This window comes from Sulfitobacter sp. SH24, from assembly GCF_965641895.1.
In the GTDB taxonomy this organism is placed as follows: domain Bacteria; phylum Pseudomonadota; class Alphaproteobacteria; order Rhodobacterales; family Rhodobacteraceae; genus Sulfitobacter; species Sulfitobacter dubius.
In genome coordinates this window covers 3,143,391-3,169,061 of record NZ_OZ282575.1, presented here as the reverse complement: position 1 = coordinate 3,169,061, position 25,671 = coordinate 3,143,391, and the positions used below count along the sequence as shown (strand labels likewise).

General features: G+C 58.7%; 24 protein-coding genes, 2 tRNA genes and 1 pseudogene. 12 read left to right on the top strand and 15 right to left on the bottom strand.

Annotated elements, in window-relative coordinates; all coding sequences use genetic code 11:
* Window positions 1-10 precede the first annotated feature (10 nt).
* The 4 genes from ACSQ16_RS18215 to ACSQ16_RS18200 form a co-directional block, all read right to left on the bottom strand.
* The gene (locus tag ACSQ16_RS18215; RefSeq protein ID WP_243262008.1) at window positions 11-1,321 is read right to left on the bottom strand and encodes a TRAP transporter large permease; all 1,311 of its coding nucleotides are present in this window, start codon (window positions 1,319-1,321) and stop codon (window positions 11-13) included.
* Between the two features lie 4 nt (window positions 1,322-1,325).
* Window positions 1,326-1,850 carry a TRAP transporter small permease gene (locus ACSQ16_RS18210; RefSeq protein ID WP_243262009.1) on the bottom strand — a complete coding sequence of 175 codons (525 nt, stop codon included), beginning with the start codon at window positions 1,848-1,850 and terminating at the stop codon, window positions 1,326-1,328.
* A 70-nt stretch (window positions 1,851-1,920) separates the two neighbouring features.
* Entirely contained in the window at window positions 1,921-2,910 is a 990-nt protein-coding gene (locus ACSQ16_RS18205; protein ID WP_243262010.1) for a TRAP transporter substrate-binding protein, read from the bottom strand.
* A 38-nt stretch (window positions 2,911-2,948) separates the two neighbouring features.
* Window positions 2,949-4,190, bottom strand: coding sequence for an NAD(P)/FAD-dependent oxidoreductase (locus tag ACSQ16_RS18200; RefSeq protein WP_243262011.1), 1,242 nt, complete (start codon window positions 4,188-4,190; stop codon window positions 2,949-2,951).
* Window positions 4,191-4,354: 164 nt separating this feature from the next.
* On the opposite strand from ACSQ16_RS18200, the gene ACSQ16_RS18195 reads away from it, so the two are divergent.
* Window positions 4,355-5,050, top strand: coding sequence for an aspartate/glutamate racemase family protein (locus tag ACSQ16_RS18195; RefSeq protein WP_243262012.1), 696 nt, complete (start codon window positions 4,355-4,357; stop codon window positions 5,048-5,050).
* Here ACSQ16_RS18195 and ACSQ16_RS18190 read toward each other — a convergent pair.
* Together ACSQ16_RS18190 and ACSQ16_RS18185 are read right to left on the bottom strand one after the other, a co-directional pair.
* A complete protein-coding gene (locus ACSQ16_RS18190) occupies window positions 5,047-6,261 on the bottom strand; it encodes a winged helix-turn-helix domain-containing protein (RefSeq protein WP_243262013.1) in 1,215 nt (404 codons plus the stop codon). The genes ACSQ16_RS18195 and ACSQ16_RS18190 overlap by 4 nt on opposite strands.
* On the bottom strand, window positions 6,258-7,295 hold the full coding sequence (locus ACSQ16_RS18185; protein WP_243262014.1) for a LacI family DNA-binding transcriptional regulator: 1,038 nt from the start codon (window positions 7,293-7,295) through the stop codon (window positions 6,258-6,260). Before ACSQ16_RS18185 ends, ACSQ16_RS18190 begins: the two co-directional genes overlap by 4 nt.
* A gap of 146 nt (window positions 7,296-7,441) precedes the next feature.
* On the opposite strand from ACSQ16_RS18185, the gene ACSQ16_RS18180 reads away from it, so the two are divergent.
* Window positions 7,442-7,518 (top strand) — tRNA-Arg (locus ACSQ16_RS18180).
* Between the two features lie 331 nt (window positions 7,519-7,849).
* Here the strand turns inward: ACSQ16_RS18180 and ACSQ16_RS18175 are convergent.
* A complete protein-coding gene (locus ACSQ16_RS18175) occupies window positions 7,850-9,769 on the bottom strand; it encodes a bifunctional 5-dehydro-2-deoxygluconokinase/5-dehydro-2-deoxyphosphogluconate aldolase (protein ID WP_243262015.1) in 1,920 nt (639 codons plus the stop codon).
* A 9-nt stretch (window positions 9,770-9,778) separates the two neighbouring features.
* A complete protein-coding gene (locus ACSQ16_RS18170; protein ID WP_243262016.1) occupies window positions 9,779-10,624 on the bottom strand; it encodes a MurR/RpiR family transcriptional regulator in 846 nt (281 codons plus the stop codon).
* A 200-nt stretch (window positions 10,625-10,824) separates the two neighbouring features.
* Here ACSQ16_RS18170 and ACSQ16_RS18165 point away from each other — a divergent pair, with 200 nt between their 5' ends.
* Genes ACSQ16_RS18165 through ACSQ16_RS18145 form a run of 5 tightly spaced genes read left to right on the top strand, consistent with a single transcriptional unit; the run spans window position 10,825 to window position 16,032 of the window.
* Window positions 10,825-11,787: an L-idonate 5-dehydrogenase gene (locus tag ACSQ16_RS18165; RefSeq protein WP_243262017.1), complete on the top strand. Its 963-nt coding sequence runs from the start codon at window positions 10,825-10,827 to the stop codon at window positions 11,785-11,787.
* Window positions 11,787-13,220 (top strand): mannitol dehydrogenase family protein, encoded by a 1,434-nt coding sequence (locus tag ACSQ16_RS18160; RefSeq protein WP_243262018.1) that lies wholly within the window; start codon window positions 11,787-11,789, stop codon window positions 13,218-13,220. The genes ACSQ16_RS18165 and ACSQ16_RS18160 overlap by 1 nt, the downstream gene beginning before the upstream one ends.
* Entirely contained in the window at window positions 13,213-13,710 is a 498-nt protein-coding gene (locus tag ACSQ16_RS18155) for a TRAP transporter small permease (protein WP_243262020.1), read from the top strand. The genes ACSQ16_RS18160 and ACSQ16_RS18155 overlap by 8 nt, the downstream gene beginning before the upstream one ends.
* 2 nt (window positions 13,711-13,712) lie before the next feature.
* On the top strand, window positions 13,713-15,005 hold the full coding sequence (locus ACSQ16_RS18150; protein ID WP_243262021.1) for a TRAP transporter large permease: 1,293 nt from the start codon (window positions 13,713-13,715) through the stop codon (window positions 15,003-15,005).
* 22 nt (window positions 15,006-15,027) lie between these two features.
* A complete protein-coding gene (locus tag ACSQ16_RS18145) occupies window positions 15,028-16,032 on the top strand; it encodes a TRAP transporter substrate-binding protein (RefSeq protein ID WP_243262023.1) in 1,005 nt (334 codons plus the stop codon).
* 366 nt (window positions 16,033-16,398) lie between these two features.
* Here the strand turns inward: ACSQ16_RS18145 and ACSQ16_RS18140 are convergent, their stop codons facing one another.
* Complete coding sequence (locus ACSQ16_RS18140) at window positions 16,399-17,181, bottom strand: DUF4394 domain-containing protein (RefSeq protein ID WP_243262024.1); 783 nt, start codon at window positions 17,179-17,181, stop codon at window positions 16,399-16,401.
* A gap of 258 nt (window positions 17,182-17,439) precedes the next feature.
* Between ACSQ16_RS18140 and ACSQ16_RS18135 the strand changes: the two genes are divergently transcribed.
* The 3 genes from ACSQ16_RS18135 (at window position 17,440) to ACSQ16_RS18125 (ending at window position 19,226) form a co-directional block, all read left to right on the top strand.
* Window positions 17,440-18,009 (top strand): sigma-70 family RNA polymerase sigma factor, encoded by a 570-nt coding sequence (locus tag ACSQ16_RS18135; RefSeq protein ID WP_243262026.1) that lies wholly within the window; start codon window positions 17,440-17,442, stop codon window positions 18,007-18,009.
* The gene (locus tag ACSQ16_RS18130; RefSeq protein ID WP_317405587.1) at window positions 18,006-18,725 is read left to right on the top strand and encodes an anti-sigma factor; all 720 of its coding nucleotides are present in this window, start codon (window positions 18,006-18,008) and stop codon (window positions 18,723-18,725) included. The genes ACSQ16_RS18135 and ACSQ16_RS18130 overlap by 4 nt, the downstream gene beginning before the upstream one ends.
* A gap of 228 nt (window positions 18,726-18,953) precedes the next feature.
* Window positions 18,954-19,226 carry a hypothetical protein gene (locus ACSQ16_RS18125; protein ID WP_243262029.1) on the top strand — a complete coding sequence of 91 codons (273 nt, stop codon included), beginning with the start codon at window positions 18,954-18,956 and terminating at the stop codon, window positions 19,224-19,226.
* A 62-nt stretch (window positions 19,227-19,288) separates the two neighbouring features.
* Here ACSQ16_RS18125 and ACSQ16_RS18120 read toward each other — a convergent pair whose 3' ends face one another.
* Entirely contained in the window at window positions 19,289-19,954 is a 666-nt protein-coding gene (locus ACSQ16_RS18120) for a L,D-transpeptidase (RefSeq protein ID WP_093927763.1), read from the bottom strand.
* Window positions 19,955-20,254: 300 nt separating this feature from the next.
* Here ACSQ16_RS18120 and ACSQ16_RS18115 point away from each other — a divergent pair, with 300 nt between their 5' ends.
* The gene (locus tag ACSQ16_RS18115; RefSeq protein WP_243262030.1) at window positions 20,255-21,592 is read left to right on the top strand and encodes a sensor histidine kinase; all 1,338 of its coding nucleotides are present in this window, start codon (window positions 20,255-20,257) and stop codon (window positions 21,590-21,592) included.
* Between the two features lie 149 nt (window positions 21,593-21,741).
* Window positions 21,742-22,504 (top strand): annotated as a pseudogene (locus ACSQ16_RS18110) (MauE/DoxX family redox-associated membrane protein).
* Between the two features lie 57 nt (window positions 22,505-22,561).
* Here ACSQ16_RS18110 and ACSQ16_RS18105 read toward each other — a convergent pair.
* The 5 genes from ACSQ16_RS18105 to pstB form a co-directional block, all read right to left on the bottom strand.
* Window positions 22,562-22,638, bottom strand: a tRNA-Pro gene (locus ACSQ16_RS18105).
* A 168-nt stretch (window positions 22,639-22,806) separates the two neighbouring features.
* Window positions 22,807-23,658, bottom strand: coding sequence for a helix-turn-helix domain-containing protein (locus tag ACSQ16_RS18100; protein WP_243262031.1), 852 nt, complete (start codon window positions 23,656-23,658; stop codon window positions 22,807-22,809).
* A 127-nt stretch (window positions 23,659-23,785) separates the two neighbouring features.
* Window positions 23,786-24,112 (bottom strand): winged helix-turn-helix domain-containing protein, encoded by a 327-nt coding sequence (locus tag ACSQ16_RS18095; RefSeq protein WP_243262032.1) that lies wholly within the window; start codon window positions 24,110-24,112, stop codon window positions 23,786-23,788.
* Complete coding sequence (gene phoU / locus ACSQ16_RS18090; RefSeq protein ID WP_243262033.1) at window positions 24,109-24,801, bottom strand: phosphate signaling complex protein PhoU; 693 nt, start codon at window positions 24,799-24,801, stop codon at window positions 24,109-24,111. Before phoU ends, ACSQ16_RS18095 begins: the two co-directional genes overlap by 4 nt.
* An 8-nt stretch (window positions 24,802-24,809) precedes the next feature.
* On the bottom strand, window positions 24,810-25,607 hold the full coding sequence (gene pstB, locus ACSQ16_RS18085; protein WP_093927973.1) for a phosphate ABC transporter ATP-binding protein PstB: 798 nt from the start codon (window positions 25,605-25,607) through the stop codon (window positions 24,810-24,812).
* Between the last annotated feature and the right edge of the window lie 64 nt (window positions 25,608-25,671).

Genomic DNA, 25,671 nt, shown 5'->3' with positions numbered 1-25,671 from the left:
CCCTTCACCGCTAAACCGGTGCGCCGCGCAGGTTCTCGGGCAACCATGTGGCCACTTCGGGGAACCAGATCAGCACGAAAACCATGAAGACCATGATCGCAAACATCGGCAGGGCGGCCTTGGTGATATAGCCCATCTCGTGATTGGTCATGCCTTGCAGCACAAAGAGGTTGAAGCCAATCGGCGGGGTGATCTGCGCCATTTCGACGACCACGACTACGAAGATACCGAACCAGATCAGGTCGATGCCTGCGCCGCGCACCATCGGTTCCACTACCGCCATGGTCAGCACGACCGAGGAGATACCATCGAGGAACATGCCGAGCACGATGTAGAAGACCAAAAGCGCCATCAGCAGCTCGAAGCGCGACAGTTCCATCGCCGCGATCCCATCGGCCAAGGCGCGGGGCAGGCCGGTGAACCCCATCGACAGTTTCAGGAAGGCCGCACCGGCAAGGATCAGCGCGATCATGGCGGAGGTGCGCATCGCGCCCATCAGGCTCTCGCGGAAGCTGTGCCAGTTCAGCGAGCCCTGGAACAGCGCCAGCGTCAGCGAACCGATGACGCCGATCGCGGCGGCTTCGGTCGCCGTGGCAAAGCCGAGGTACATCGACCCAATCACGACCGAGATCAGCGCAAAGACCGGCAGCAGGAAGCGCGAGTTGCGCAGCTTGTCGGCAAAGCTCATGTCGGTCTCGACATCGGGGTTCCAGTCTTTCGACAGCTTGCTGGTGATCGCGACATAGCCCATGAACATCAGCGCCAGCAGCAGGCCGGGCATGACGCCGGCAAAGAAGAGCTTGGTGATGCTTTCGTTCACCGTGACGCCGTAGACAATCAGCGCCAGCGAAGGCGGGATCATCAGGCCCAGTGTCGCGGCCCCGGCCAGCGTGCCGATGATCATCTTCTCGGGATAGTTGCGCGCCCGAAGCTCCGGGATCGACATCTTACCGACGGTTGTCAGTGTCGCGGCAGAAGACCCCGACACGGCGGCAAAAACCGTGCAGCCGACGATATTGGTATGCACCAGCCCGCCCGGCAGTTTCGCGAGCCAAGGCGACAGCCCGCGGAACATGTCTTGCGACAATCGCGTGCGGTAAAGGATTTCGCCCATCCAGACAAAAAGCGGCAGGGCGGTCAGCGTCCAGCTAGAAGAGCTGGCCCAGATCGTGGTGATCATTGCATCGCCCACGGGGCGGGTGGTGAAAAGCTCCATCCCGACCCAGGCCACGCCCATCAGGGCTAGGCCAACCCAGACACCGGTGCCGAGGAGGAAGAACAGGACGATCAGAAACAGGGTAATGGCATAAATCTCGGTCATGGCGTCATTCCCCGAAGCTTTGGTCGACCAGGTCACGGGTGACGCGGTGGTCACCCTTGAAGATGAGGTGCAAAAGGTTGTCCGTTAGCGCGATTGCGAGAATGCCGCCGCCGATCACCATGACAGATTGCGGTATCCACAGCGCCGTGGCGTCTTGGTCTTGGCTGACCTCGTTGAACTTCCAAGACCAATAGACGAACCAATAGGCGTAATAGGTGAAATACCACGCGACCGCCGCCGCCACGGCGAAGCACCAGATATTAAGCAGCCGCTTCCCGCCCGTGCTCAGCGCGTTGAGCAGGATCGACACGCGGATATGCGAGCCGCGGTTCAGCGCATTGGCGAAGGCAAGGAAACTGGCCCCGGCCATGGCGTAGCCTGCATAGCTGGCAGCGCCCGGAAAGACATTGCCGGTCCAACGGGCGACCATCTGGGTCACGATCAAGGTAAGGATGGCCACAAGACAGAGCGCCGCAAGCGCCCCCGCCCCGGTATAAAGCCCGTCCAATAGTCTGCGCAGCGTCTTCATCCGACCCTCCCTAAATCATGCACCGGCATGAGAACGGCGGCCCCAAACAGGACCGCCGCAAGTTGTGCGATTATTGCATCGCCTTATAGTCATCGACGATTGCTGCGCCGTCTTCGCCAGCGGCTTCAAGCCACTCTTGCGTCATTGTTTCACCCACTTCACGCAGGCCGGACATCAGCTCCTCGCTGGCTGGCTCCACATTCATGCCGCCTTCGCGCAACCCGTCATAGGTAAACTGGGTGTAGTCCTTGGCGGCTTGAAGGCCGCGCTCTTCGGCTGCGGTCGCGCAGGTGGTGATCGCTTCTTTGTTGGCGTCCGTGACTTCGGCCCAGACATCGGCGTTCACCATCACATAGTTGCGCGGCAGCCATGCGTCGACTTCGTAGAAATGCGTCAGGCTTTCCCAGACTTTCTGGTCATAGCCGGTGGCACCCGAAGAAATCATCGATTCCGCGACACCGGTGGCGAAGGCTTGGCTGACTTCGGCGGCCTCGATGGTGACGGGCGACATGCCGGTCAGTTCGGCCAGACGCGCGGTGGTGTTGTTGTAGGAGCGGAATTTCACGCCCTTCATGTCCTCGACCGAGCCGACTTCCTTCTTGAAGTAGAGCCCTTGGGGCGGCCATGGCACGTTATAAAGCAGGACGAGGTTTTGCTCTTCCAGCACGGCTTCGACCTTGGGCTTGGCGGCTTCCCAGAGCTTTGCGCTCGCCTCGAAAGAAGGCGCGAGGAAGGGGATGGAGTCAAAGCCGAAGACTGCGTTTTCGTTTTGGTGGCCAGAGAGCAGACGCTCGCCGATCTGAACCTGACCGGTCTGGATCGCGCGTTTGATGTCGGCACCCGCAAAGAGCGCGCCGCCCGGATGCACGGTGATCTCGATCTCGCCGCCGGTGGCTTCGGTCACGCATTCGGCGAATTGCACGCCGTTCTCGGAATGGAAGTTCGAGGCCGAATAGGCCATAGGCATATCCCATTTCTCGGCCGCGAAGGCGGGCATGGCGGTGCCGAGTGTCAGGGCGGTCATCGCCGCGCCGGCCATCAGTCTTGCTGTCAGTGTCATTTGGTTTCTCCCTTGTTTATTTGCGTGCGCGCTTGGCGTTATCTGTCAAAGCGCTGGGGGTGATACGGGGTTAGATCCGTGTTTGGCGGCTGCCCCGTGATCAATCCGGCGATCAGTCGGCCCGTTTTCGGCCCGCCCGTCAACCCGATGTGGTGATGCCCGAAGGCGGTATAGACCCGGCTCGTCCCGATCTGCCCGATCAGGGGCAGCGAGTCGCTGGGGGCGGGTCGGTGCCCCAGCCATTCGATCTCTTCCTCGGCGGTGAGGTTGGGAAACGCGGCTTTGGCCTGACGGCGCAGCAGCGCCAGTGGCGCTTTGGAGGCGCCTGCTTCTAATCCGCCGAACTCGACGATCCCGGCGCAGCGCAGCCCCTCGGCCATGGGCGTGGCGACAAATTTGCCTGCCGCCATCATGGTGGGGCGTGACGGGCCGCCCTCGGCATCCTTGAACACGATATGATAGCCGCGTTCGGATTCCAGCGGCACATTGATCCCCAGCTTGCGCATCAGCGGTTTCGACCAGACGCCCGTGGCCAGCAGCACGTCGTCGCAGGGCAGGGGACCTTGATCGGTCAAGACCGAGGTGACCTCTTCATCAAGGATCGTGATGTCCTCAACCTCGGCCCGTTTAATTGTGCCGTTCATCCCCTCAAACGCCTTTGCCAAAGCGCGCACATAGCCGCCGGGGTCGGCGATGAAGCCGTGGTCGGCCAGCCGGGCGACGCAGGTGATCTGCGGGCCGTAAGCTGGGTCGAATTCCTGCACCGCGCTGCCTTCGATGATCTCTGGCACAAAGCCCGCCTCGCGGCGCAGCGCCCAAGTGTAGCTCTCGGCTTCGAAGGCAGCGCGGCTGGTATAAGCAAAGCAGTAGTCACTGTCGTGAACCCAATCCTCCAGCCCCAGATCGGCGCAGAGGGCTTTGTGCTGGGCCACGCTGTCGCTGACGATAGGCGCGAGCCCGGCTGATATGCGGCGCGTGTCGGCATCATTGGCGTGACTCATGTAGCGACGCAACCATGACAGCAAACGCGGGACATAGGGCCAGCGTAGGAAAAGTGGGAACTCAGGATCGCGCAACATACCCGGTGCCTTGCGCAGCAGACCCGGCCCGGTCACCGGGGCCACCCCGGCAGCCGCCAGCACGCCGCCATTGCCGTGCGAAGTGCCACGGCCCGGCTCGGCCCGGTCTAACAGCGTCACCTGCGCCCCGGCGCGGCGCAGCCAGATCGCGGCAGATACGCCGACAATTCCGGCGCCGATAACGACGACATGCTGGCTCATGGGTGGCAGCTCTCGATTTTGCGTTGGGTCATGGTTTGGTTCCTTTGGGGCATCTTTTACACAAAAAATCACCACGTCAACAAAATGCTGATAAAATGTCATCGTTCCGGTTTCGCTTGTCTCGCCCTGCCCGCAAAGGCACCCTGCGTCTAAACGGAGGGCATATGACAAACGAGACGGGCGCGCGGTTGGGGATACTTATGCTCGACACGCGGTTTCCTCGAATTCTGGGTGATGTGGGCAACGCGGGCAGTTGGTCCTTTCCGGTGCGCTATGCAGTGGTGCCGGGGGCCACGCCTGAGGCGATTGTCTGCGATGACATCGAACCCTTCGTGCAGGCCTTTATCGCCGTGGGGCGAGAGTTAACCGCCAAAGGCTGCACCGGCATCGCGACCACCTGCGGCTTCTTGGCGCTGATCCGACCCCGTCTGGCCGAGGCGCTGAGCGTGCCCGTCGCTGCCTCGGCGTTGGAGCAGGCGGGGCAGATCGCGGCCTGTCTGCCGCCGGGGCAAAGGGTAGGGATTTTGACGATCTCTGCCAGCTCCCTCTCGCCCAACCATCTGCGCGCGGCAAGGGTGCCCAAGGGGAGCCCGGTGATGGGTTTGGAAGGCAGCAGTTTTGCCCGGTCCATTCTTGGCAATCTGCCCGACCTCGACGTGGCGCAGGCGCGGATTGAGATGGTGCAGGCGGCGCAGCGGTTGGTGGAGGCCTATGCGGATGTCGGCGCGATCCTGTTGGAATGCACGAATATGGTGCCATATGCCCCCGACATCGCGGCGGCGACCGGGCGGCCCGTGCATTCGATCCACAGCTATCTCAACTGGTTTCACGCAGGGTTGCTGCCGCCCAGCTTCGCCTAGACCGGATCGCGCAACCAGTCGTCGGCAAAACAGACTTGGCTCACCCCGGCAAGCGGCAGGAGACGTTGCAACTCTGCCTCAAACGCCTCTTGCCGTCCCTTGCCCCAGCGGACGCCACGCTCGGGCCAAAGCGCGGTGACGCGCAACTCATCCGCGTCACGATGGGCTTTCATGTCGACGCGGCCCACCAGCCTGTCGCCCTGTAGCAGCGGAAAGACATAGTAGCCGTATCTGCGCTGCGCCTCTGGCACGAAGACCTCGATCCGATAATCAAAACCGAAGAGCCGTGCCGCGCGTTTGCGATCCCGCAGGACGGGGTCGAAAGGGCTGAGCACCCTCAGGCGCTTGGGTGGATCGCGTGTGAGGGCAGGGTCATCGGCCCAGCCGGGGCGGAGGAAGGCGGGGCGCAAACTGCCGTCGGCAGCCTCGATATTTACTTCCTCTAACCGCCCAGCAGCCAGCTCCGCCGCGCACCATCCGCGCGCCTCGGCGGGGGAAATATGTGCCCAGAAGGCTGCCAACTCTCCGGCCGTGGCAAAGCCCAAACGCGCCAGTGCTTGGTCGCAGCACCAGTCGATGGTCTGCGCGGTATCGGGGGCATTGGCCGGATCGTGAAGCACAGCGGGCACCACCCGTTCGGTCAGATCATAACGCTTGCGAAACCCCTCACGCCCGGCCACGGCCAGCGCACCGCTGCGCCAGAGATATTCAAGCGCGGTTTTCGAGGGATGCCATTCCCACCAGCCCCCGCTGCTGCGCGGCTCGTCCTGGCCCACATCCGATGAGGTAACGGTGCCCTCTGCGCGGACCTGCGCCAGCACGCTTTCCATCTGCGCCTCGAAATCATGGCGCTGCCAATCCTTCCAGCGGCCCAAAAGCTTCGCCGCATCGCGGGTCCGGCGCAGGTGCCATTGAGTGTAGAAGTCCATCGGGATGACGGCGGCGTCATGGGTCCAATGCTCAAACAGCGCGCGGTCTTTTTCATAGAGCCGTTTCAGTGCAGCAGGGCGGTAGCGTGGGCGGCGGGCAAAGAGGATCAGATCATGCGCCCGCGCCACCGTGTTGATGCTGTCGAGTTGCACAAAGCCCAGATCATGGATCACCTTCAGCAGAGCCGTGCCCTTGGCCAGGCCCTGTGGCGGCTCAGACAGCAGGTGACGCGCCAGAAACAACCGCCGCGCGGCGGCATTGCCAAGCGTCGGGCGGCTCACCCCCGACGGCGACGGCGCAGGGTATCGCCCAGCGACAGCGTCGGGGTCAGGGTGACCTGGGTCTGCAGATCGGGGTCGGGTTCGGGGACCGTCTGATTGAGGATGATCCGCGCGGCGGCCTGACCGATCTCGTTCCGGCAGGCGTCCATCGTCGCCAATTGACGCGGCAGACCCTGTAGCAGTTCGACGTTGTTAAACCCGGCAAGGCCAATCTGACCGGGAATGTCGATGCCTCGGTCGATCAGGTGCAGCAAGCCGCCCGCGCCGATCATATCGTTGGAGTAATAGAGAAAATCTAGGTCGGGCGAGCGTTCCAGCATCTCTTGCGTCATCTCGCGCCCCTTAGCCAGCGCGGAGCCGCCGGAGTAAAAGGCCCGGTCTTCGATCTCCACCCCTGCCTTGGCCAGCCCTTCGGTAAAGCCCTCGAACCGTTTTCGCGCGCGGTGATCCAGCGGCATTTTCGTGCCCATGAAACCGATCCGCTCATAGCCTTCGCGCAGGATCGCCTGCGCCATCTCGCGCCCCGCGCGGCGGTGCGAAATGCCCACCATCGCGTCAATGGGTTTGCCATCGGTGTCCATGATCTCAACCACCGGAATGCCCGCATTGCGCAGCATGGCGCGGGTGGCCTCCGAATGCTCTAACCCTGCGATGATCACCCCCGAGGGCCGCCACGACAGCATCTCGTAAAGCACCCGCTCTTCTTTCTCGGGAAGGTAGTCGGTGACTCCCACGACCGGCTGCAGCGGTGTATCTTCGAGCACCTGATTAATGCCGTTCAGCACTTCGGGGAACACCATATTGCCCAGCGAAGGGATCACGACGGCAACGAGGTTCACCCGTTGGCTGGCCAGCGATCCGGCGATCTGGTTGGGCACATAGCCAAGTGCCTTGGCAGCAGCAAGCACGCGGTCGCGGGTGGCGTCGGATACGTCCCCACGCTTGCGCAGAACACGGCTGACCGTCATCTCGGAAACGCCACATGCATCGGATACATCGCGCAGGGTCAACGGGCGTTTGGGGGGTGTGGTCAATTTGGTTTTCCTGTTTGCCTCTGCCATAGTTAGCGCGAAGCGGGAGGCGCGATCAAGCATTGCCGCCGCGGTACTGCGAAGCAGGTCCAATCGGTTGCCATTCTGCCGATGACATCGGCCCGTGCTTGCGATAAACCGCCCCTGTCGGCCCCGTGGCTCAACTGGATAGAGCAGCCCCCTCCTAAGGGGCAGGTTGCAGGTTCGAATCCTGCCGGGGTCGCCAAGAATTGTTTACAAATCAGTATACCACGTTTCTGAAAATTGAATCTCTTCGGTTCGCCTAAACTATGCGGCGCCGTATTTGACCCTCATTTCGAGCTTCAATCGTACAAACCGGTGCAGCCCATGGTCTCGGGAGCAGAGATCTCACTTGGCCGATCCGCGTACTGCTTCGGTTCAGAGCCCGCGCCTTCCTCAATTTGGCCACGCCTACGCATGGTGCACTGCGGCCACCACGATTGCTGGCAAAGAAGCTTCGCCGCTACATTCTGCCGTGGGGCGAGCGAACTGCTGCTGAAGCTCTGCCAGCTCCGTTTGCCTTCTGGTCAACCGGCTTAGGCCGCTTCTTGTCGGCGTGCCTTTACCCAGCAGTTGATGAGGCGCTCGAAACGTTCTTTCATCATCTTCTGAGCCGTCGCATCGTCGATAGCGTTTGCAAGCCAAGCCCGCGCTGCATCGCCAAAAATCGTGCGCCCTACTGCGAAGCCACGAACATGTCGGCTGTCTGCCGCGCGTGCGATACTGCTTTCAAGCTTGTCGAATGGTGCATCCAAGCCGAGCAATAGGATGCCTCGGCACCACCTGTCATTGCTTTCAATTACTGCGCTGATCGCCGCCCAACCTGCCTTGGTTTGGTCGGTTAGCTTCCACCAGTCCGGGCGGATTCCTTCGTCATAGATCTGCTGCATGGCCTCTGAGGTGGCCATCTCTCCTACCTTGCCCTCTGCTGTTCCGATTACCTCAATAAGGAACTCATGGCGGCTGAGACGGGCCGCGGAGGCAAGGCGGTGCAATTGATCCAATTGCTGACGGCGCAAGGCTTCCGGATCGTCGGGATTGTAAAAGACAAGACATTTGATGACATGATCGTCCGGCCATGACGCCACCTCGGCCCCCAGGGACGGTGCGCCTTCAAATTGCAGGGGGCGCGAACCCGGCAGTTCGACCGGGCGACCGATCCACAGGCCTTCCTTTTCGGCGCGGAATAGGGCTTGGCGGCCATATTTGCTATCAAGCAGGGTGCCGAGGTTCATATCCGGACGCCGCGCACTCAGCATTGTGTCGAGTGCGAGATCTTTGAATTTCGCAATACGCTCTGGATCAGCGCCGACATCCTTAGCCATCGTCTCAAGTTGCATGCGGTGATCGATGGCAAAGGCGCAAATGTTGTCCCACTGTCCGCGTCGGTTGGTGGCCCAATGGACGTGCTCAAGGTCAGCATCCTCGCGCAGGCGCGGATTTACCACGCCGCGGTCGAGGAAGAACTCAAGCTCTTCCCAGCTTGGATAGGATGGCGCGCAGCCGTGGCGAGAGACAGCCAGCGCGCCGCAGGCGTTTGCAATGCGGCAGCAGTCTTCCAGCGGGAGATCACGGACGTACCCACGAAGGAAGCCCGCCATAAAGCCATCTCCGGCCCCCAGCACGTTAAACACTTCGACGGGGAAACCCTCGGATGATATTCCGTCCTCGATGTTCTGTGGAATTGCATCAGGGAAAACCAGACACCCTTTGGGGCCGGTCTTGAGTACGATCGTCGCTTTCGTAAGTTTGCGGATGTTGAGAAGGGCCTCGCGCGTGTCGGTCGAGCCGCCTGCGATATGCACTTCTTCGTCAGTGCCTACGACAACGTCGCAATCAGGCAGGATGCTCTGGACCCGGGCAGTTACTTTCGCATCGGCGATGAAGCGAACGTCGCCTGCGCCTGCGCCCAAAAGCCCCCAGAGATTGGGGCGATAGTCGATGTCAAAGATGATCTTGCGGCCAGCCTCTTTGGCTATCCGCATCGCTTTGAAGCTTGCGGCTTCCAAATGAGGTTTCGAGAAATGTGTGCCTGATACGACAATGGCTTTGGCGGACCGGATGAAATCCGGGTCGACGTCATCCTCGCACAATGCAGCGTCGGCGCAATCCGTGCGAACGAAGAGCAAGGGGAAATTCCGATCGTCTTCGATCCCGAGAAAGGCCATTGCGGTCAACCGTTCTGGATCGGTGGCCACACCGCGGGTCTCCACGCCTTCGGCCTTAAGTGTTTCAAGGACGAACCGACCGATCTGATCGTCACCGACCCGGCTTAGAAGCGCGGTTTTGAGGCCGAGACGGGCACCCCCGACTGCGATATTGGTCGGGCATCCCCCAACATATTTAGAGAAGCTACGTGCATCTTCCATGCGACAGCCAATTTGGTCAGCATAAAGATCGGCGCAGGAACGACCGATTGTGATGATATCATAAATGGGCATAGGCTGTGTGGCCATGGTGGGTCCTTAATCTTCTTTGGGTCGTTCTTCGCCGCAAAGCGTTCCGGCGCGGATCGCCAGAATGAGTGCGAGTGAAATCGTTGCGTTTAGCGATCTAAAGCCGTCGACGCTCGCCTCGGAAATTTGGAAGCAGCTATCGGCATTTGTGAATGGAGCGCGAGGCAGATCAGTGATCGAAATCGTGCGGGCGCCGATGGCGCGGGCGCGCTCGAAAGACCGTACTGTGTCTTCGGCACTTGGATGAAATGAGATGGCCACCACGGTGTCTTCGGGGCTGATCATCATCATCTGTTGGTCCAAGGTCCCCCCGCTGCCATCCAGAAGGTTGGCGGGGACTTCGAGGCGTGCCAGATTATAGACAAGGTAAGTGGCGGCGGTGAATGTCCGTTTTTGTGCCAGAACATGCACGATGCGGGCATCTGCCAGTAAACGGGCTGCTGTCTCAATCTTGTCGATGGGCGTGCTGCGCTGCAACTCCCGCAGAGATGCGATGCCCGCTTCGACAAAACGGTCGGTCATCTCAGCCGTATCACGGGCAGCGCCGCTTTTTTCTAGGTTTCTGATCCGGTCCTGATAGGGCGTGGAGCTGGCTTGAAGCTCGTCGCGGAAGACCGACTGAAGCTCTGAGAAGCCTGAAAACCCGAAGTGCTTGGCAAAACGAATAATGGCTGATGGTGCGACGCCGATCTCATCCCCCAATACCGCAGCCGTGCGCAGGGCAAAGCCGGATGGGTCGCGCAGTGTGAAATCCGCGATAAGTTTCAGTCGGTTGCTGAGATCATCGTAAGATGCGGCGATATCTTCACGCAGCGCTTTGAAATCGCGTTGAGGGGTGTCCTCGTCGGTTGCCATCTTGTTTCCCACTGACTTCCCGGCCCTCCGTTTTCTGTTTTAGAATTTGTATTCTATATTGACCTGTGTGTGAACTTTATGTTCTAAGACGTCACACATCAAGGGCAAAGTTTGATGAACGAGGAGGGGGATTTATGAACGCGTGTGTGATTCACGGGGCGCGAAATATCGCGATAGAAACGCGTCCGACGCCTTCTCCAATGGCGGGTCAGCTTCTACTTTCATTCGCTTACGGTGGCATCTGCGGGTCAGATCTTCACTATTACGAGCACGGGCAAGTTGGCGATTCGATCCTGCGCGGCCCGATGGTTTTGGGCCATGAGTTTTCCGCTGTCGTTTCCGGTGTGGGCGAGGGCGTGGCAGATTTCGCGCCCGGCGATAAAGTCGCGGTAACTCCCGCGCTGCCCTGCCAGACATGCGATTATTGCCAGCGGGGTCTGTCCAACTTGTGCACTGACATGTCTTTTATGGGTAGCGCAGCACGTTTTCCGCATTGCGACGGTGGGTTCGCCAGCGACTTGGTGGTGGAAGCGCGCCAGTGCATCAAGCTGCCAGAGGACACTGACATGCGCCACGTGGCGATGGCTGAGCCTTATGCCGTCGCCCTGCATGCGGTCTCTATGGCGGGCGATTTGCGCGGAGCCACTGTGTTGGTCACCGGGGCAGGGGTGATAGGGCAAATGTGTGCCACCGCTGCACGCGCAGCGGGTGCCGCGCGTATTTTAATGAGTGATATTGCACCGGCAGCGCTCAAGCGCGCCAAAGCACTTGGTATAGATGAATTGTTTGATGCGGCTGATCCAGCGGCGATGGCTGGCCTAACCGATACGCCCCGCTGCGATGCTGTTTTCGAGGCGTCAGGCGCGGCGCCCGCTCTCAGCATGGCAATCTCGGTGTCAAAACCGCGCGGCACAGTGGTTCAGGTCGGCTTCTTGCCTCCGAAAGCGCCGGTAGATTTCGCCAAACTGCTAACCCGAGAGATCAAGCTGGTTGGCACATATCGGTTTATCGATGAATTTGCAGAGGCCGTCCGCCAGATTGTTGCGGAAGAGGTCGATCTGCGCCCGATGATATCGGCAGATATGTCGCTCGACGATCCGGATGCCGCCTTTGACCGCGCCTTGGATAAGACCGACGCGCTAAAGGTCATGGTGCATTTCTGATGAGTAGTAACTTCCCTTATGATCGCAGAAAACTGCGCCCGCGCGCCGCGCATATCGGGGTTGGTGCATTTCACCGCGCGCACCAGGAAGAGTACTATGACGATCTTGCACGTGAAGCGAACGGCCCAAGCTGGGGCGTGGTGGGCATCAATCTGACGCCACCGGATATCGCAGGCACCCATGCGGCTGAAGGCGCGAACTATGTACTTCTTAAAGAAGATGACGATGGCGCCGTTTGTCGACCGATCGGCACGTTGCTTCAGCTTTGGGATGCGCAAGACGCCCGTGGCGTCGATTGGAGCGATATTGAATTCGCCACGCTGACGATCACTGAAAAGGGATATTGCCACTTATCAGGTAGCATGGACCTTGATCTGAATGCCGTTGGGGCGGATTTGGCCAATCCGGAAACGCCCACTACAGCGATTGGCTATCTTGCATGGATGCTGGAACAACGTCGCCGCAGTGGCGGGCGCCCAATCACCTTGGCAAGCTGTGACAACGTCGCCGACAACGGGGTTTTGCTGGGCTCTGTCCTGCGGGACTATGCAGCACGTGTTTTCCCGAACCTCTCCAAATGGCTTGAAGAGAATGTGGCATTCCCCACGTCGATGGTGGATCGCATCGTTCCGGCTATGTCAGACGCGGGGCGCGCACGGCTCGAGGCAGCTTGTGGTCATCGCAGTTCGCTTGGCGTGGTCGCTGAACCGTTCCGGCAGTGGGTCATTGAAAATCGTTTCGCTTCTGACCGCCCAGTCTTTGAGGATGTCGGCGTACAGATCGTTGATGTGCTGGCGCCTTATGAGCATATGAAGCACCGCCTGCTGAACGGCATCCAATCTTCCTATGCCGAACTGGGGCGTCTTTGTGGACACGAGAGTTCGCATGGCGCCGCAATGGATCCTGTCTTGCAGAATTGGGCCGCAATCTTCTTTCCGTCGCAGTCTGACACATTGGAATGCCCCGCTGGCGAGAACCTTTCGGACTATGCGGGCACCAGCCTAAAGCGCTTGCAAAACCCGACCATTCATCACCCGCTCAACCAGATCGCCAGCGACGCGAGTTTCAAGTTGCCCCAGCGAATTGGGGCGCCAGCCGCCGAGCGGATCGAACGCGGCCTCTGCGCTGAACCGCAGGCCATGGTCTTGGCAGGGTGGGCCTTGCAAGCAGGCAATATGACCCCCGATGCAGACGGCGTGGTCACTCAAGATCCGCTGGGCCGAACGGTCGCCGAATTAAGAGAGCGCCATAACGGTTCTGCCACAGATCTTGCGCAGGCAGTTCTTGCCCTGCCGATCTGGTCTCCGCGCTTGCAGGCGGATAGCGGGTTTTCTGCCAACGTCGCTAAATGGGTGAAGACCCTTGCCTGCGCAGACCCGGCCACCTGCCGCGCAGAGATAGGCGCGTTTTCAAAGGAGAGAATGAATGCGTAGGTATCTTGGGGGCCGCACGCCTGAAGAATGGTTGGGGGCGCTTCTGATGACCCTTGTGGTCGTGTTGCTCGGCTTTCAGGTTATTGCTCGGTTCGGCATGGGGCGGTCGTTTAGCTGGCTTGAAGAAGTAAGCCGTTTTGCCTTTGTCTGGGCTGTCTATTTCGGTTTTGTCATTGCTGCTGCAGGTGACCGGCACATCCGTGTGTCGCTGCATATTGAAATGCTGCCGCCCAAGGCCCGATTGGTCATGTTAACGCTGGCAGATTTGATCTGGCTTGCCTTCAATGCGGTGGTGATCTGGCACGGTTACCATTTCACGGTATCAATGTTTGAGTTCCCCTATATTTCGCAAACGACGGGCATCAATCTCGTTTGGGTTCAGATGATCGTGCCGCTGGGCTTTGCCTTTATGTCGGTCCGCATCGTGCAGGTCATGCTGCGTAGATGGCGAACCGGGCAAGGGCCCGTCGACTCGCGGATCGGAGAATAACGATGGATCCGACACTCTTGATGGCAGGCTCTTTCGTTGTTCTGCTGCTGCTGGGCGTTCCTGTGGCGGTCTCCATCGGATTTGCCGCCGTGGTCACTATGGCTTCGGCCAATATGCCCATGTCTTACCTCGTACAGACCGCTTACTCAGCGGTGGACGAATTCACCATCATCGCCGTGCCGATGTTCATTCTGGCGGGCACCTTGATGGAGAAGGGCGGCCTGACGAGCAGGCTTATCGGCTTTAGCCGGGCAATCGTTGGCCCTGCGCCGGGCGGTTTGGCGACCGTGACAATCGTCGCGTGTACCTTCTTTGCGGCAATCTCGGGGTCTGGTCCGGCGACGACGGCCGCCATCGGGTCAATCATGATCCCCGCTATGATTAAAGATGGCTATGACAAGGGGTTTGGCGCGGCGATCACCTCTTCGGCGGGGGGGATTGGGGTGGTCATCCCGCCTTCGATCCCGATGATTATCTATGGCATCACCTCGGAAACGTCGATCAGCGCGTTGTTTGTGGCGGGCGTCGTGCCCGGGCTGATGCTGGCCGTGGCGCTTTGGATGACCAGCCGCTTCATCTCGGTCAAGCGGGGATATAGCTCGGGTGGCGTGAATGAGCGCAGCCTGTCCCATATCCGGCAGGCCGCATGGGAAGCAAAATGGGCCTTGGCCGCGCCCATCCTCATTTTGGGCGGAATTTATACCGGTGTCTTTACAGTGACCGAAGCATCGGTCGTGGCCGTGCTTTATGCGTTGCTGGTCGGTGTATTCGTCTACCGTGAAATCAAGCTCGGATTGTTCTTTGATGCCGTGGTCTATGCGGTGCGAATCACTGGGACGGTGATGCTGGTGCTGGTCACAGGGCGGATCATCGGGCGGATGTTGTCGATGTTTCAAGTGCCGCAGATGGTGTCTGGCTATCTGATTGATGCCGTTTCGAATCCGATCCTGCTGATCCTGCTGGTGTTGCTGATGCTGGTCTTCATCGGGATGTGGATGGAGACGCTCACGCAGATCATTATCCTCACTCCGCTGCTTCTGCCCGTGGTGGCAAATGTCGGGATCGATCCGATTCAGTTTGGCATCATCTTCGTCATCGCTTGTGAGATCGGTTACTCCACACCGCCATTGGGGGTGAACCTCTTTGTTGCGGCAGAGATTGGGAACACCACGGTCGAGCGCGTATCGAAAGCATCAATTCCATTCCTTTGCGCAGAAATACTGGTGATGGTGCTCGTCGCTTTCATCCCAGAACTGACGCTATGGCTGCCCAGACTGATGGGCTTCATCAATTGATTTTTTACTGGAGGAGAGAACCATGAACTACCTAACCAAGAGACTATCCACGGCGGCGCTTGCCCTGTTGGTCGCACTACCAGCGGCAGCAGCCGAGTACACCATGCGCCTGAGCCATGGTGACAACGAAAACAACCCGACCCACAAGGGCGCGTTGAAATTTGAAGAGCTTGTCGAGAAATACTCCGACGGTCGGATTGATGTGCAGATTTTCCCCTCGAACCAGCTTGGCTCGGAACAGGAAGTAGCGCAGGCGCTGCGGATGGGGTCGATTGAGTCTGAGATCCTTTATACAGGTAACCTCGTCCCGCTGGCCCCATCCGTTGGCGTGATGATGCTGCCCTATGCTTTCACGTCGAACGAGGAAGCGCATGCCGCGATGGATGCCCTCAAAGGCCCGCTTAACGAGCGTCTGCCGAAAGAGGCTGGTGTGCGTGTGCTGGGCTATTTCGAAAAAGGGTTTCGTGTTCTGACCAATGGAGAACGCGAAGTAAAAACACTTGAAGACCTTAAGGGTCTGAAAATTCGCGTGTCAAAGAACAACATCGCCATTGAGACGTTCAAATCTTGGGGTCTGGACCCAATCCCAATGGCTTGGGCCGAAGTTTTCCCCGCGTTGCAGCAGGGTGTGATCGACGGGCAAGAAAACCCCTATACCACGGCGATCTCTTCGAAATTCTACGAAGTTCAGAAGTATATCACCGAGGTTCACTACCTGATCTGGTCAGGACCCATCATCGTATCTGATCGGTTCTATCAGGGGCTGCCGGAAGACCTGCAAGCTGCTCTCGACAAGGCGGGCGAAGAGGCAGCTTCTTATGAGCGTGAGGTTTCCGCCAAGGAAACTGCCGCTGCCAAAGAGAAACTGGTGGAACTCGGTATGACCTTAACGGGTGCGCCTGAGGACGAAGAAAAATGGCAAGAAGCCGCCAAAGCGCTTTGGCCAAGCTTTGCCGCTGATATCGGCGGTGAGGAATGGGTAAACGAAGCGACCCAAATCATGAACGAAGCAATCGGCAATAATTGATCGAAGCTTCTTTCAGGATGCCATTGTAAAACTATGGGGCTCAAGCAAACAGCTTGAGCCTTATTTTTTATGGTGACGCTTACGCTCTGGTCCTGAATGAGGGCCATTGCCTGAGTTGAGCCGTCTTCGCGCTTATCAAAAGCAGCTTGCAGCCTGCGTTTTCCAGTCTTGAAACGGTGGAGTTGGAGCTCCGCCTACGTCGCAAGGCGCGAGGGGCGTCTGCTGCAGGAGGGGGCACATCATAGGCGCTGCAACGCTGGCTGATCGCTCCAAACGCGAAGCTTCTACACGGTCCGCGTAGGTATCCAGAAGTCGTTTCGTGTAGCGGGCCCCAGTTTGGGCCCGCTACTATGGTATCGCCGCAGATTACATTGCTGGCAGGATGGTGATGTCGCGGATCATGCCGTCGACACCTTCGATCATGCCTGTTTCGGTGGCGGCACCTGTCTCCAGATCAACGGAGTAAAGCGTGTTGCCGTTGACCAACCATGCCATGTTTTCCATCTCGGCAGTGGTTTGGATGTCGAATGCATAGGCCGCTTCGGGAGCGTCGATGCCCAGCTTGCCGATCGCGCCCAATGTCCCGTCGTTGGGGGAGACCTGTTGGATCACGGCAACGATGGTCGAGTCGATGTCAAACATCGCGGTGCTGTCGGGTTTGCCGTAGCTGTTGATGTAGGCGGCGGCGGCAATTGCGGGTGTTTCGCCGACGTGCATGTCACCGGTTTCCCAATCAAGGCTGCCATCGACGGTCACGGCACCGGTATCGACGTCAACGCGGTGGTTGGTCGTGCCGGTCATAAAGCGCAGTTTGTCGGCCATTGGATTGAAATCAACGATGACGGGCTGATCTTCGACCGGCAGCGGCGTGTCCATCATCGACATTTCTGTCGCTTCGCCAGACGCGGGATCAATGCTCACGATCTGCATGTCAGGTGTGACGCCGACCAATGTGTTGTTGGAAGGGCGCAGGTCAAGGCCAAGCAGGCTGTCAACGCCGGTTACATCCATCGTGCCCGAAACGGCTAGGGTTTCTGTGTCGAACATGACCAAAGTCTTTTCACCGACAAGGCCAACCGCCGGTGCCGCGACGGCGGCCGAAAGCGACAGGGTCAAAGCTGTGGTGGAGAAAGCTGCGATACGAAGCATGGTTAAATTCCCTTTGTTTGGACTTCAAAAGCACGGCGGTTATCGCCGTCCATATCTCGAAGACACGCCAGCCCGAAAATTGGATGCAGGTTTTTTGAAAAAATTGCATCCGCATCGCTCCGCCGGGTGTCTTCAGGGGTAAGAGAGGTTAAATCTATGCAGAATTTAACGGTCGCATTAGCGTTGCCACGACAGGCTTTCCCTTTCATTCCGGCGGGGTTGCCCATTACGGTGTGGGAATTCAGGGAGGAGTCCATTTTGGCTAAAGATACGGACGCAGACGCGCGGTCCACTCTGCTTTCGCGGGCGCTTGCCGATTGTGCTGCGGGTAATCAGGCTGGTGTCGATGCCATTCTTGAGAGCGAGGGTAGACAGCTTTTGGGTGTCGCGCAGCGTATTCTGGCCCGTCGCGATCTGGCCGAAGAGGCGCTTCAGGATGCCATGCTGCAAGTGTGGCGTATGGCCAAGCAGTTCAACGCCAGTAGCGGCTCTGCACGGGGCTGGATCTATGCGATATTGCGCAATCGTTGTCTGAATATTCTGCGGGGGGGCAAGCGGCTCAGCACGCTGGCTCCGGCCGATCTTGCGACATTGCAAGAAAGCCGCCAGCAGATCGTGCCCGAAGAAGGCTGGGAAATCCTTGCCGGGCCCAGCCGCATTCGTGATTGCCTTGGCGGGTTAGACAGTCAAAGCCGCCATGCCATTCTACTGGCCCATGTCGCAGGCTACAGTCACGCCGAAATCTCAACGAGGCAGGATGTGCCTCTTGGTACGATCAAGTCTTTGATCCGTAGGGGTTTACAGGCTCTGAAGGAGTGTTTGTCATGACCGATCTATCAGCAGAGATCATCGCCCTTTCAGACGAATATGTTCTGGGCCTTTTGACGCCTACCGAAGCCGCGCTGGTGGAAGAGATCATGGCCCGCGATCTCGAGCTGGCACAGCGTGTCGGTGATCTGCGCGACCGTCTGCTGCCGCTTGATCTGTCTGCGGCCCCGGTGGACCTGCCAGAAGGCTTTGGCGTGCAAGTTGCAGAACAGTTGGCCAACAAAGACCAACTGCCCAAGATGCAATTTGCCGGGGTTCAGACAGAAAATCCCGCGAACCAGCCCGCCGCGCCCAAGCCGTGGCTGGCCGGGATGCTGGCCGCCTCCTTGGCGGGTATTGCAGTGGGCTTTGGGGTTGCGTGGATGCAGCCGGCGCCAGCGCCCAAGGTCGTTGCCGTTTTGATGGATGCCCAAGGCGTGCCGCAGGCGGTTGTCGACGATTACGGGAATGATACGGCCACCGTCCGCTTCGTGGCGGATGTGCCCGTGCCCGCAGATCGAAGTTTGCAAGTCTGGACCCTGCCATCAACCGACATGGGCCCCACATCCCTTGGTGTATTGACCGGCGCGGGGGCGGCGCAGTTGTCCTTTGACGATCTGCCGGACCCAAGCGCCGAGCAGCTTTATGAGGTCACGCTTGAACCCCTTGGTGGGTCTCCGACCGGCCGTCCGACGGGACCGATCATCGGGAAAGGGTTCGCGGCGGAACAGACCTAATCTGCTGTAGAGGGCGCTTGGAGCCTGTTGGTTGGCGGTAGGGTGGGCCCGTGCTTTGCAGGCGTTTTGCGATGCGGCAACGGTCTTCAAGCGGCATAACAGGGGGCGCAGGCTTAACAAGGGTGTGAGCTTGTGCCTCAAACAGCAGGCCAGCGCCCCTTGCTGCTTGAAATCCCCACCCGGTCTGTCAGATTGCCCGCGATATAATTATGAATGGCAGAGGCTTCGATGAAGACAGGAACATATGTGATCGGGGCGGCATTGCTGGTCGTCGCCGGCTGTACGGTACCCGCGACAGGGCCAGAGGGCAAACCTGCCCGCGTAGGCAAAGTGTCAGAGGCGGTGGTTAACCTTGCCGCGCCAAACCAAGACTTGTCGACGGCGCGTTTGCGGCCCGAAGATGGTTGTTACTGGTACGAACATAACGGCCCGGTTGAGACAACTCTGGTGCCGCTCCGTGCGGTGGGCGGCAACCCGATCTGCACCAAAAGCGCGGCTTGAATTAAGGTCTGAATTGCTAACGGGGGGCCGCTACTGGGTGGCCCCCCGCTTGTCGCCAGCGCTTAACTGCGCGCGACAACGCTTTCTTCCGCCGAATAGAGGTAGGCGGTCGAGCCGGTCCGCACATTCGGGTAAAGCTGATTGATATGCGCCATGATCATCCGCACACAGCCCGAGCTTGCCCGGCCACCGATGCTTTGCGGCTGAGGGGTGCCGTGGATGCGCAGATAGGTGTCGCGGTTGCCTTCGAATAGATACAGCGCACGCGAGCCGAGCGGGTTTTCCGGGCCGGGTGGTACGCCGTCTTCAAGGCCAGCATAGAGTTCAGGATCGCGCTTAATCATGTTTTGGGTGGGTGTCCAATGCGGCCATTCCACCTTGCGCTTGATCGTATAAGTACCGGGCTCGTAAAGGTTGCCGCGCGCAATCGCCACGCCGTAACGCATCGCGGTGCCACCTTCTTCGATGTGGTAAACATAGCGCGCAACGGCGTCCACGTGAACGTCGCCGACCCGTAGGTTATCATTGGCAACCACGCGCTGCGGCAAGAAGCGGGGGTGTACACCCCAAGGGTTGCTGGTCGCGGGGTCAAAGCCTGCGGGGGTGATCCGCGCGTCCCACGCAGCCTTCTCGGCGCTAGTGGGGCGGGTGCGGGCCATCAGCGGCGTGGCGATGGCACTGGAAAACAGCGCGGTGGTTGTTTGAATGAAATGTCGTCGTGTTAGCATGTATTCGCTCCGTAATTGCGCCACTGCCGGAGGCAGACGCATATGCGTGTATGAGGGACTAACGGCCTTTCCCCGCTGGAGGTTCAAGGAAGAAGGTGTTTGCTAAAGCAAATGTGATCTAAAACACACGGTTTTTGGCACGACTGAGGCCATTGGTGCCCGATAGAACAACGGGTTTGCGCTTGGTGATTATACCTATGTTAACTTTAGCCAGTCCCGGAACTGGGCTATTGTACTGATATGTTGCAAAGCACTCAGAGCGTAGCGCTCGACGCCAGCCATTTTGAATTGATAGAGGCAATGACCGATGAGGTCGTGATCCTTGACGCCACGGGAACGATTGTGGCGGCCAATACGGCTTGGAAACTCTTTTGCGAAGAAAACGGCGGTGACCTGAAGTCGCATTATGTGGGGGCCAATTACTTCGACATCTGCAAATTGGCTGTGTTGGACGCCGTAGTGCAGGCCGAGGCCGTTTTGGACGGGCTTCGGACAGCGCTCAAAACCGGCGCGCCCTTTGAGGGTGAATACCCCTGTGATGGGCCGGGTGTGCGGCGTTGGTTTCAACTGAATGCCAACCGTATGGCGATCCGGGGGGTGCCTTGTTTGCTGCTTCAGCACCGCAATGTGACCACCCGACGCATGGCCCATGATGACATTGAACGCGCCCATCTGCAGGCCGAGACCTTCGCCGCGCTGGTCGCCACCACGGGCGAAGCGATTCTGACCTATGATCTGGAAGGGTGCATCATCAGTTGGAACCCGGCGGCAGAGCGGCTTTATGGCTATACCGAACAGGAGGCTTTGGGCCAGTCGGTTGAGTTGCTCTATCCGCGGGATTGGCCAACCAGCGTGCTTGAGTATCGCGATCAGATCGTGGCGGGCAATCTGCGCCAGTTCGATGCGGTACGTGTCGCGAAAGATGGCACAAAGCGCCATGTGACGATTGCCTGCACGCCCATTCGCACGCTCTCTGGTGACATCGTTTCGATCTCAAATATTCACCATGATGTGACGGCCACGCGGAAGGCTGAGGAGGTGCGCGATCTGGTCTCGCGCGAAGTTATTCATCGCGCAAAGAACATGCTGTCATTGGTCACAGCGATGCAGCGTCAAACGGCCAAATCTGCCAAATCACTGGCCGAGTTTAACAAATCCTTCGGGGATCGCATTCAAGCGCTTGCCCGTTCGACCGACCTATTGGTCGATGGGGGGTGGTCGTCCGTTGACCTTGATCAGCTGGTTCGGGCGCAGTTAGATCCATTTTTGCACGGACAAGACGACGTTGTCGATGTGGCCGGCCCTCCTGTTTCGCTGGGCCCGCAAGCTTTGCAACTGATCGGTATGGCGCTGCATGAATTGGCGACCAATTCCACAAAATACGGCGTGATGAGCGACGGAAACGGGCATATCTTCTGCCATTGGTCTCATACAGAAAAGGGCGGGCTGCACTTTCATTGGGCTGAGACGGGGATCACCCTTGATCCTTCGCTCAAGAAAACGACAGGCTTTGGCAGCAAAGTCCTTTCGGTGCTGGCACCTGCCATGGTCAACGGGTCAGCAGAGACAGTGACCAGTGAAAACACACTGACATGGACGGTCACGATCCCGGCTGCGCATCTAAGTAGCCCCTGCTGAAAGCCGTTGGAAAGGACGTGTCTGTCGCGTGCGACAGGCTGAGCGCAATCCGTTTCCCGCGGAACTATTTGCACAGGTTGCGGAACTCTCCTGCGCTGGAAACTTGTTTCCTCCTTAGCAGCGCGCCCTAAGCGCGTAAACTGGAGGATATGATGGCCAATGGACATAGCAAGACTGCATCCCTTTACCGGATGGTGATGGAGCAACATCTCTGCCCTTACGGATTGAAGTCGAAAGACCTCTTGGAACGGCAAGGCTATACCATTGACGATCACCACCTTACGACCCGTGAAGAGACGGATGCCTTCATGGCGAAAGAAGGGGTCGATACCACTTCGCAAACCTATATCGACGGCGAGCGGATCGGTGGCTACGATGATCTGCGCGTCCATTTTGGCTTGGATAAACCCAAAGACGAACAATCAGGCACAAGCTATCAGCCTGTTATCGCGATTTTTGGTGTGGCTTTTCTGATGGCGTTGGGCCTGTCGTGGTATGTTTTTGACACTATCCTTACCTTGCGCGCCTTTGAGTGGTTCATCTCAATATCTATGTGTTTCTTAGCCGTGCAAAAGCTGCAGGACGTCCGAGAGCTTTTCGACGATGTTTTTGAACTACGACCTGCTGGCGCAGCGTTGGGTGCCCTATGGAAAGATCTATCCCTTTGACGAGGCACTGGCGGGTATCTTGATGACCGCGGGTGCATTGACCTGGCTATCGGCCCCGGTCGCGATCGTCATCGGCTCGATTGGCGCGGTGTCGGTGATCAAGGCGGTCTATGTCGATAAACGCGAACTTAAATGCGCCTGCGTGGGCGGGTCCAGCAATGTCCCGCTGGGGTTTGTGTCGCTTACCGAGAATGTCATGATGTTGGGGATGGGGATTTGGATGTTGATCAAGGTCTATAGTTGAGCAAATCCGTTGCCACGGAGCGAACACTGACACTGCGTTGTGATGCGAGAGGTAAATTGGTCGGGCTGAGAGGATTCGAACCTCCGACCCCCTGCTCCCGAAGCAGGTGCGCTACCAGGCTGCGCTACAGCCCGACCGATGCGCTGCGCATAGCGTAACTAGGTAAGTTTGGCAAATGCTGTCTGGCCAGAGATTGGAAGAGCTGCATTGAGTTGACACGACGGAATTAGGGGCACCGCCCGGCCATTAATTGTCAGCTACATAGGCAATTGTAGAAATATACGCCCCGCACCAGACAACGCTCAAACAACGTCTACTTTTTCCGGCGTCTGTCCGATGAAATCCAGCTCTTGCTGCAAAGAAATCTTCGAAAGGGAGGAAAACGGCAATGACGTAAATGCCTTTAGACGGCGCTCCATCGTGGCATAGCACTGCTTGAAGGCTAAGGCGCGTTCGGCCTCAGTGCCCTCTGTCCTGCTGGGGTCGGTCATGCCCCAATGGGCCGTAACGGGCTGGCCTAAAAGCGGGGGGCATTCTTCGTTCGCTGCGCGGTCACAAACGGTAAAGACAAAATCCATGCGCGGGGCAGAGACTTCATAGAAGGCGTCATAACTTTTGGGGTAGAACTGCGATATCTCGTGCCCTTTGGCACGCAGCACCTCACTTGCGAGGGGCTTAAGGGTCGCGCGGGGGCGGGTGCCTGCGGAAAAGGCGCGAAACTTTCCTCCGCCTTCGGCCTTCAGGATCGCTTCGGCAAAGATCGATCGGGTGGAATTCCCGGTGCAAACAAAGAGAACGTTAAAGATTTTTTGCGAGCCGGTGATTTCGTCTGGTCGAGGCTGAGATATCAGAGACGTCAAAAGTTCTGGGCGACCACGGCAGCAATCGGTCACAAGGTATTCGATCAAAGAACCGGTTAACGCGAGATCAATGCTATAGTGGAGCGAGCGGCCCCTGCGAGTTTGCTGGATAAGGCCCGCGCGCGTTAGAATTCCCAGATAAACCGATAGCGTGCTGGGTTTTAACGAAAGTGCTTCGTTCAGCTCCCCCGCCGAAACGGTATCCGGGGTGCGCCGGGCCAAAAGCCGAAAGACTGCCATGCGCCCCGGGTGGGCCAGTGCGGCCAGTGCCGCAATGTTTTCTTTTTCGCTCATGGCTGACCGGACTTAACACCTAAAACAACAGTAGGATGGCGGCTTTGCGTGGAGGAAAATCCATCCGAGAAACCGCATTTAGCATCCCAACGGCCCGCCAGACAACCGCAATAGCGCGATGGGTCGCTTAGCCGAGGGCATAGCCAACGCCGTGCACGGTTCGGATCGGATAGGACCTGTCGGTTTGGCAAAGCGCCTTGCGCAGCCGGGCCACATGGACATCAACCGTTCGTGCTTCGACTCTGGCATCCCAGCCCCAAACGCGATCAACAAGGGCAGCCCGTGTCCAGACCTTGCCGGGGGTTTCGATCAAGGCGACCAGCATGACGAACTCAGTCGATCCAAGGTGTACCAATCGCCCTGCGCGGCGCACACGCAGGCATTCTATATCAAGCACGATGTCGTCAAACTCGAATACGAGTTCATCCGCGATCAATGCTCGGCCCCAAGTCATCCAATCCCAGACCCTGTTCTGGTCGCGCCGGGTGCGACGCCCCGCGAGACGAATAGCACCTCTTCTGCGATGTTGGTGGCGTGATCGCCGATCCGTTCAAGCGCCACGGCAACCAAGATGCGCCCTATGTGGTCACGCGCCTGCGCGGCATTCCGTTGAAGGTCCACAATCGTCGCGTCGAAGACCGCGTCGCGATAAGCATCAACCCGCAGATCCGCAGCCAGAACCTGTTTTGCGGCTTCGGTTGAATGATCTGTCATCGCGATCACGCTTTTGCCCAGCGTGCGCGCGACCAAAGCCGCCATTTCGTCAAGCCGGATGCGATCCTCGGGGGCTAGCATTTGTCTCGGTGTGGCAATCACATGTCGGGCGATGGTCTTGGCGTGATCCCCGGCCCGTTCCAGATTGCCGACCGCGTGTTCAATCCCCATGACCAGCCGCAGGTCCTTTGCGACGGGCTGAAACCGTAGCAGCACGTCAAAACAATCCGATCGCAATTGTTCAAAGGTTTCGTCGATATCAAGGTCGTGGTTGATCGCCTCAAGCGCGCGCGCCTCGTCATGGGCAAGATATGCGGAGGTTGCCAAAACGCAGTTCTCGGCTGTCATATTTCCCATTTGCTGGAAGTTCTGACGGAGCACCTGAAGCGCGGCATCAAAGGATTTCAAGAAATGCGGATGCTGGGACATGATGATGCTTACCCGTATCGGCCCGTGATGTAGCTTTCCGTGCGGGGGTGTTTGGGATTGGTGAATATCTGGTTTGTGTCCCCAAACTCGATCGCCTCGCCCAGATACATAAACGCCGTCCGATGCGAGATCCGCGCGGCCTGTTGCATATTGTGGGTGACGATCACGATGGTCACGGTTTCCGACAGCTCCTGTACAAGGTCTTCGACCTTTGCAGTGGCGATCGGATCAAGGGCGGAGGTCGGCTCATCCAGCAGCAGGATTTCGGGGTTGGGTGCCAGCCCGCGTGCGATGCAAAGGCGCTGTTGTTGTCCGCCAGAAAGGTCATAGGCCGAGCCGTGCAGTTTGTCCTTAACCTCATCCCAAATGGCGGCACGGCGGAGGGCGGTTTCGACGGCCTCATCAATCACGGCGCGTTTTTTGATCCCCCGCACGCGGAGCCCGGCAGCAACATTTTCATAGATCGACTTTGGAAAGGGGTTGGGCTTTTGAAACACCATCCCCACCCGCAGGCGCACCAGCACGGGGTCGGCCTCAGGCCCGATCAGGTTCTCGCCCTCGGGCTCTAGGATCACTTTGCCCTCATAGCGGTTACCGGGATAGAGGTCATGCATCCGATTGAGGCTGCGCAGCAGGGTCGACTTGCCACAGCCCGAAGGGCCGATGATTGCGGTGATCTTGCGATCAAGAATTGGCATGTCGACCTGTTTGATCGCCTGAAAGCCGTTCGAGTAGTAAAAGCTAAAGTTCTCAATTCGTGCGCGCAGCGGATCGCGCTCTGCCGCGGGTTTGATGGCGGGCGGCATGTCGGGCTCGGCCTTAGTGGGGGCCGCCGGCTGCGTATCCGTCTTTGTCTTGTCTATGGTCATG

What these genes read in the sequence shown, in the direction of transcription:
- ACSQ16_RS18215 (WP_243262008.1), bottom strand. Translation starts at nt 1,321, where the DNA reads ATGACCGAGATTTATGCCATTACCCTGTTTCTGATCGTCCTGTTCTTC.
- ACSQ16_RS18210 (WP_243262009.1), bottom strand. Translation starts at nt 1,850, where the DNA reads ATGAAGACGCTGCGCAGACTATTGGACGGGCTTTATACCGGGGCGGGG.
- ACSQ16_RS18205 (WP_243262010.1), bottom strand. Translation starts at nt 2,910, where the DNA reads ATGACACTGACAGCAAGACTGATGGCCGGCGCGGCGATGACCGCCCTG.
- ACSQ16_RS18200 (WP_243262011.1), bottom strand. Translation starts at nt 4,190, where the DNA reads ATGAGCCAGCATGTCGTCGTTATCGGCGCCGGAATTGTCGGCGTATCT.
- ACSQ16_RS18195 (WP_243262012.1), top strand. Translation starts at nt 4,355, where the DNA reads ATGACAAACGAGACGGGCGCGCGGTTGGGGATACTTATGCTCGACACG.
- ACSQ16_RS18175 (WP_243262015.1), bottom strand. Translation starts at nt 9,769, where the DNA reads ATGGCCACACAGCCTATGCCCATTTATGATATCATCACAATCGGTCGT.
- ACSQ16_RS18170 (WP_243262016.1), bottom strand. Translation starts at nt 10,624, where the DNA reads ATGGCAACCGACGAGGACACCCCTCAACGCGATTTCAAAGCGCTGCGT.
- ACSQ16_RS18165 (WP_243262017.1), top strand. Translation starts at nt 10,825, where the DNA reads ATGGCGGGTCAGCTTCTACTTTCATTCGCTTACGGTGGCATCTGCGGG.
- ACSQ16_RS18160 (WP_243262018.1), top strand. Translation starts at nt 11,787, where the DNA reads ATGAGTAGTAACTTCCCTTATGATCGCAGAAAACTGCGCCCGCGCGCC.
- ACSQ16_RS18155 (WP_243262020.1), top strand. Translation starts at nt 13,213, where the DNA reads ATGCGTAGGTATCTTGGGGGCCGCACGCCTGAAGAATGGTTGGGGGCG.
- ACSQ16_RS18150 (WP_243262021.1), top strand. Translation starts at nt 13,713, where the DNA reads ATGGATCCGACACTCTTGATGGCAGGCTCTTTCGTTGTTCTGCTGCTG.
- ACSQ16_RS18145 (WP_243262023.1), top strand. Translation starts at nt 15,028, where the DNA reads ATGAACTACCTAACCAAGAGACTATCCACGGCGGCGCTTGCCCTGTTG.
- ACSQ16_RS18140 (WP_243262024.1), bottom strand. Translation starts at nt 17,181, where the DNA reads ATGCTTCGTATCGCAGCTTTCTCCACCACAGCTTTGACCCTGTCGCTT.
- ACSQ16_RS18130 (WP_317405587.1), top strand. Translation starts at nt 18,006, where the DNA reads ATGACCGATCTATCAGCAGAGATCATCGCCCTTTCAGACGAATATGTT.
- ACSQ16_RS18125 (WP_243262029.1), top strand. Translation starts at nt 18,954, where the DNA reads ATGAAGACAGGAACATATGTGATCGGGGCGGCATTGCTGGTCGTCGCC.
- ACSQ16_RS18120 (WP_093927763.1), bottom strand. Translation starts at nt 19,954, where the DNA reads ATGCTAACACGACGACATTTCATTCAAACAACCACCGCGCTGTTTTCC.
- ACSQ16_RS18115 (WP_243262030.1), top strand. Translation starts at nt 20,255, where the DNA reads ATGACCGATGAGGTCGTGATCCTTGACGCCACGGGAACGATTGTGGCG.
- ACSQ16_RS18100 (WP_243262031.1), bottom strand. Translation starts at nt 23,658, where the DNA reads ATGAGCGAAAAAGAAAACATTGCGGCACTGGCCGCACTGGCCCACCCG.
- ACSQ16_RS18095 (WP_243262032.1), bottom strand. Translation starts at nt 24,112, where the DNA reads ATGACTTGGGGCCGAGCATTGATCGCGGATGAACTCGTATTCGAGTTT.
- phoU (WP_243262033.1), bottom strand. Translation starts at nt 24,801, where the DNA reads ATGTCCCAGCATCCGCATTTCTTGAAATCCTTTGATGCCGCGCTTCAG.
- pstB (WP_093927973.1), bottom strand. Translation starts at nt 25,607, where the DNA reads ATGCCGCCCGCCATCAAACCCGCGGCAGAGCGCGATCCGCTGCGCGCA.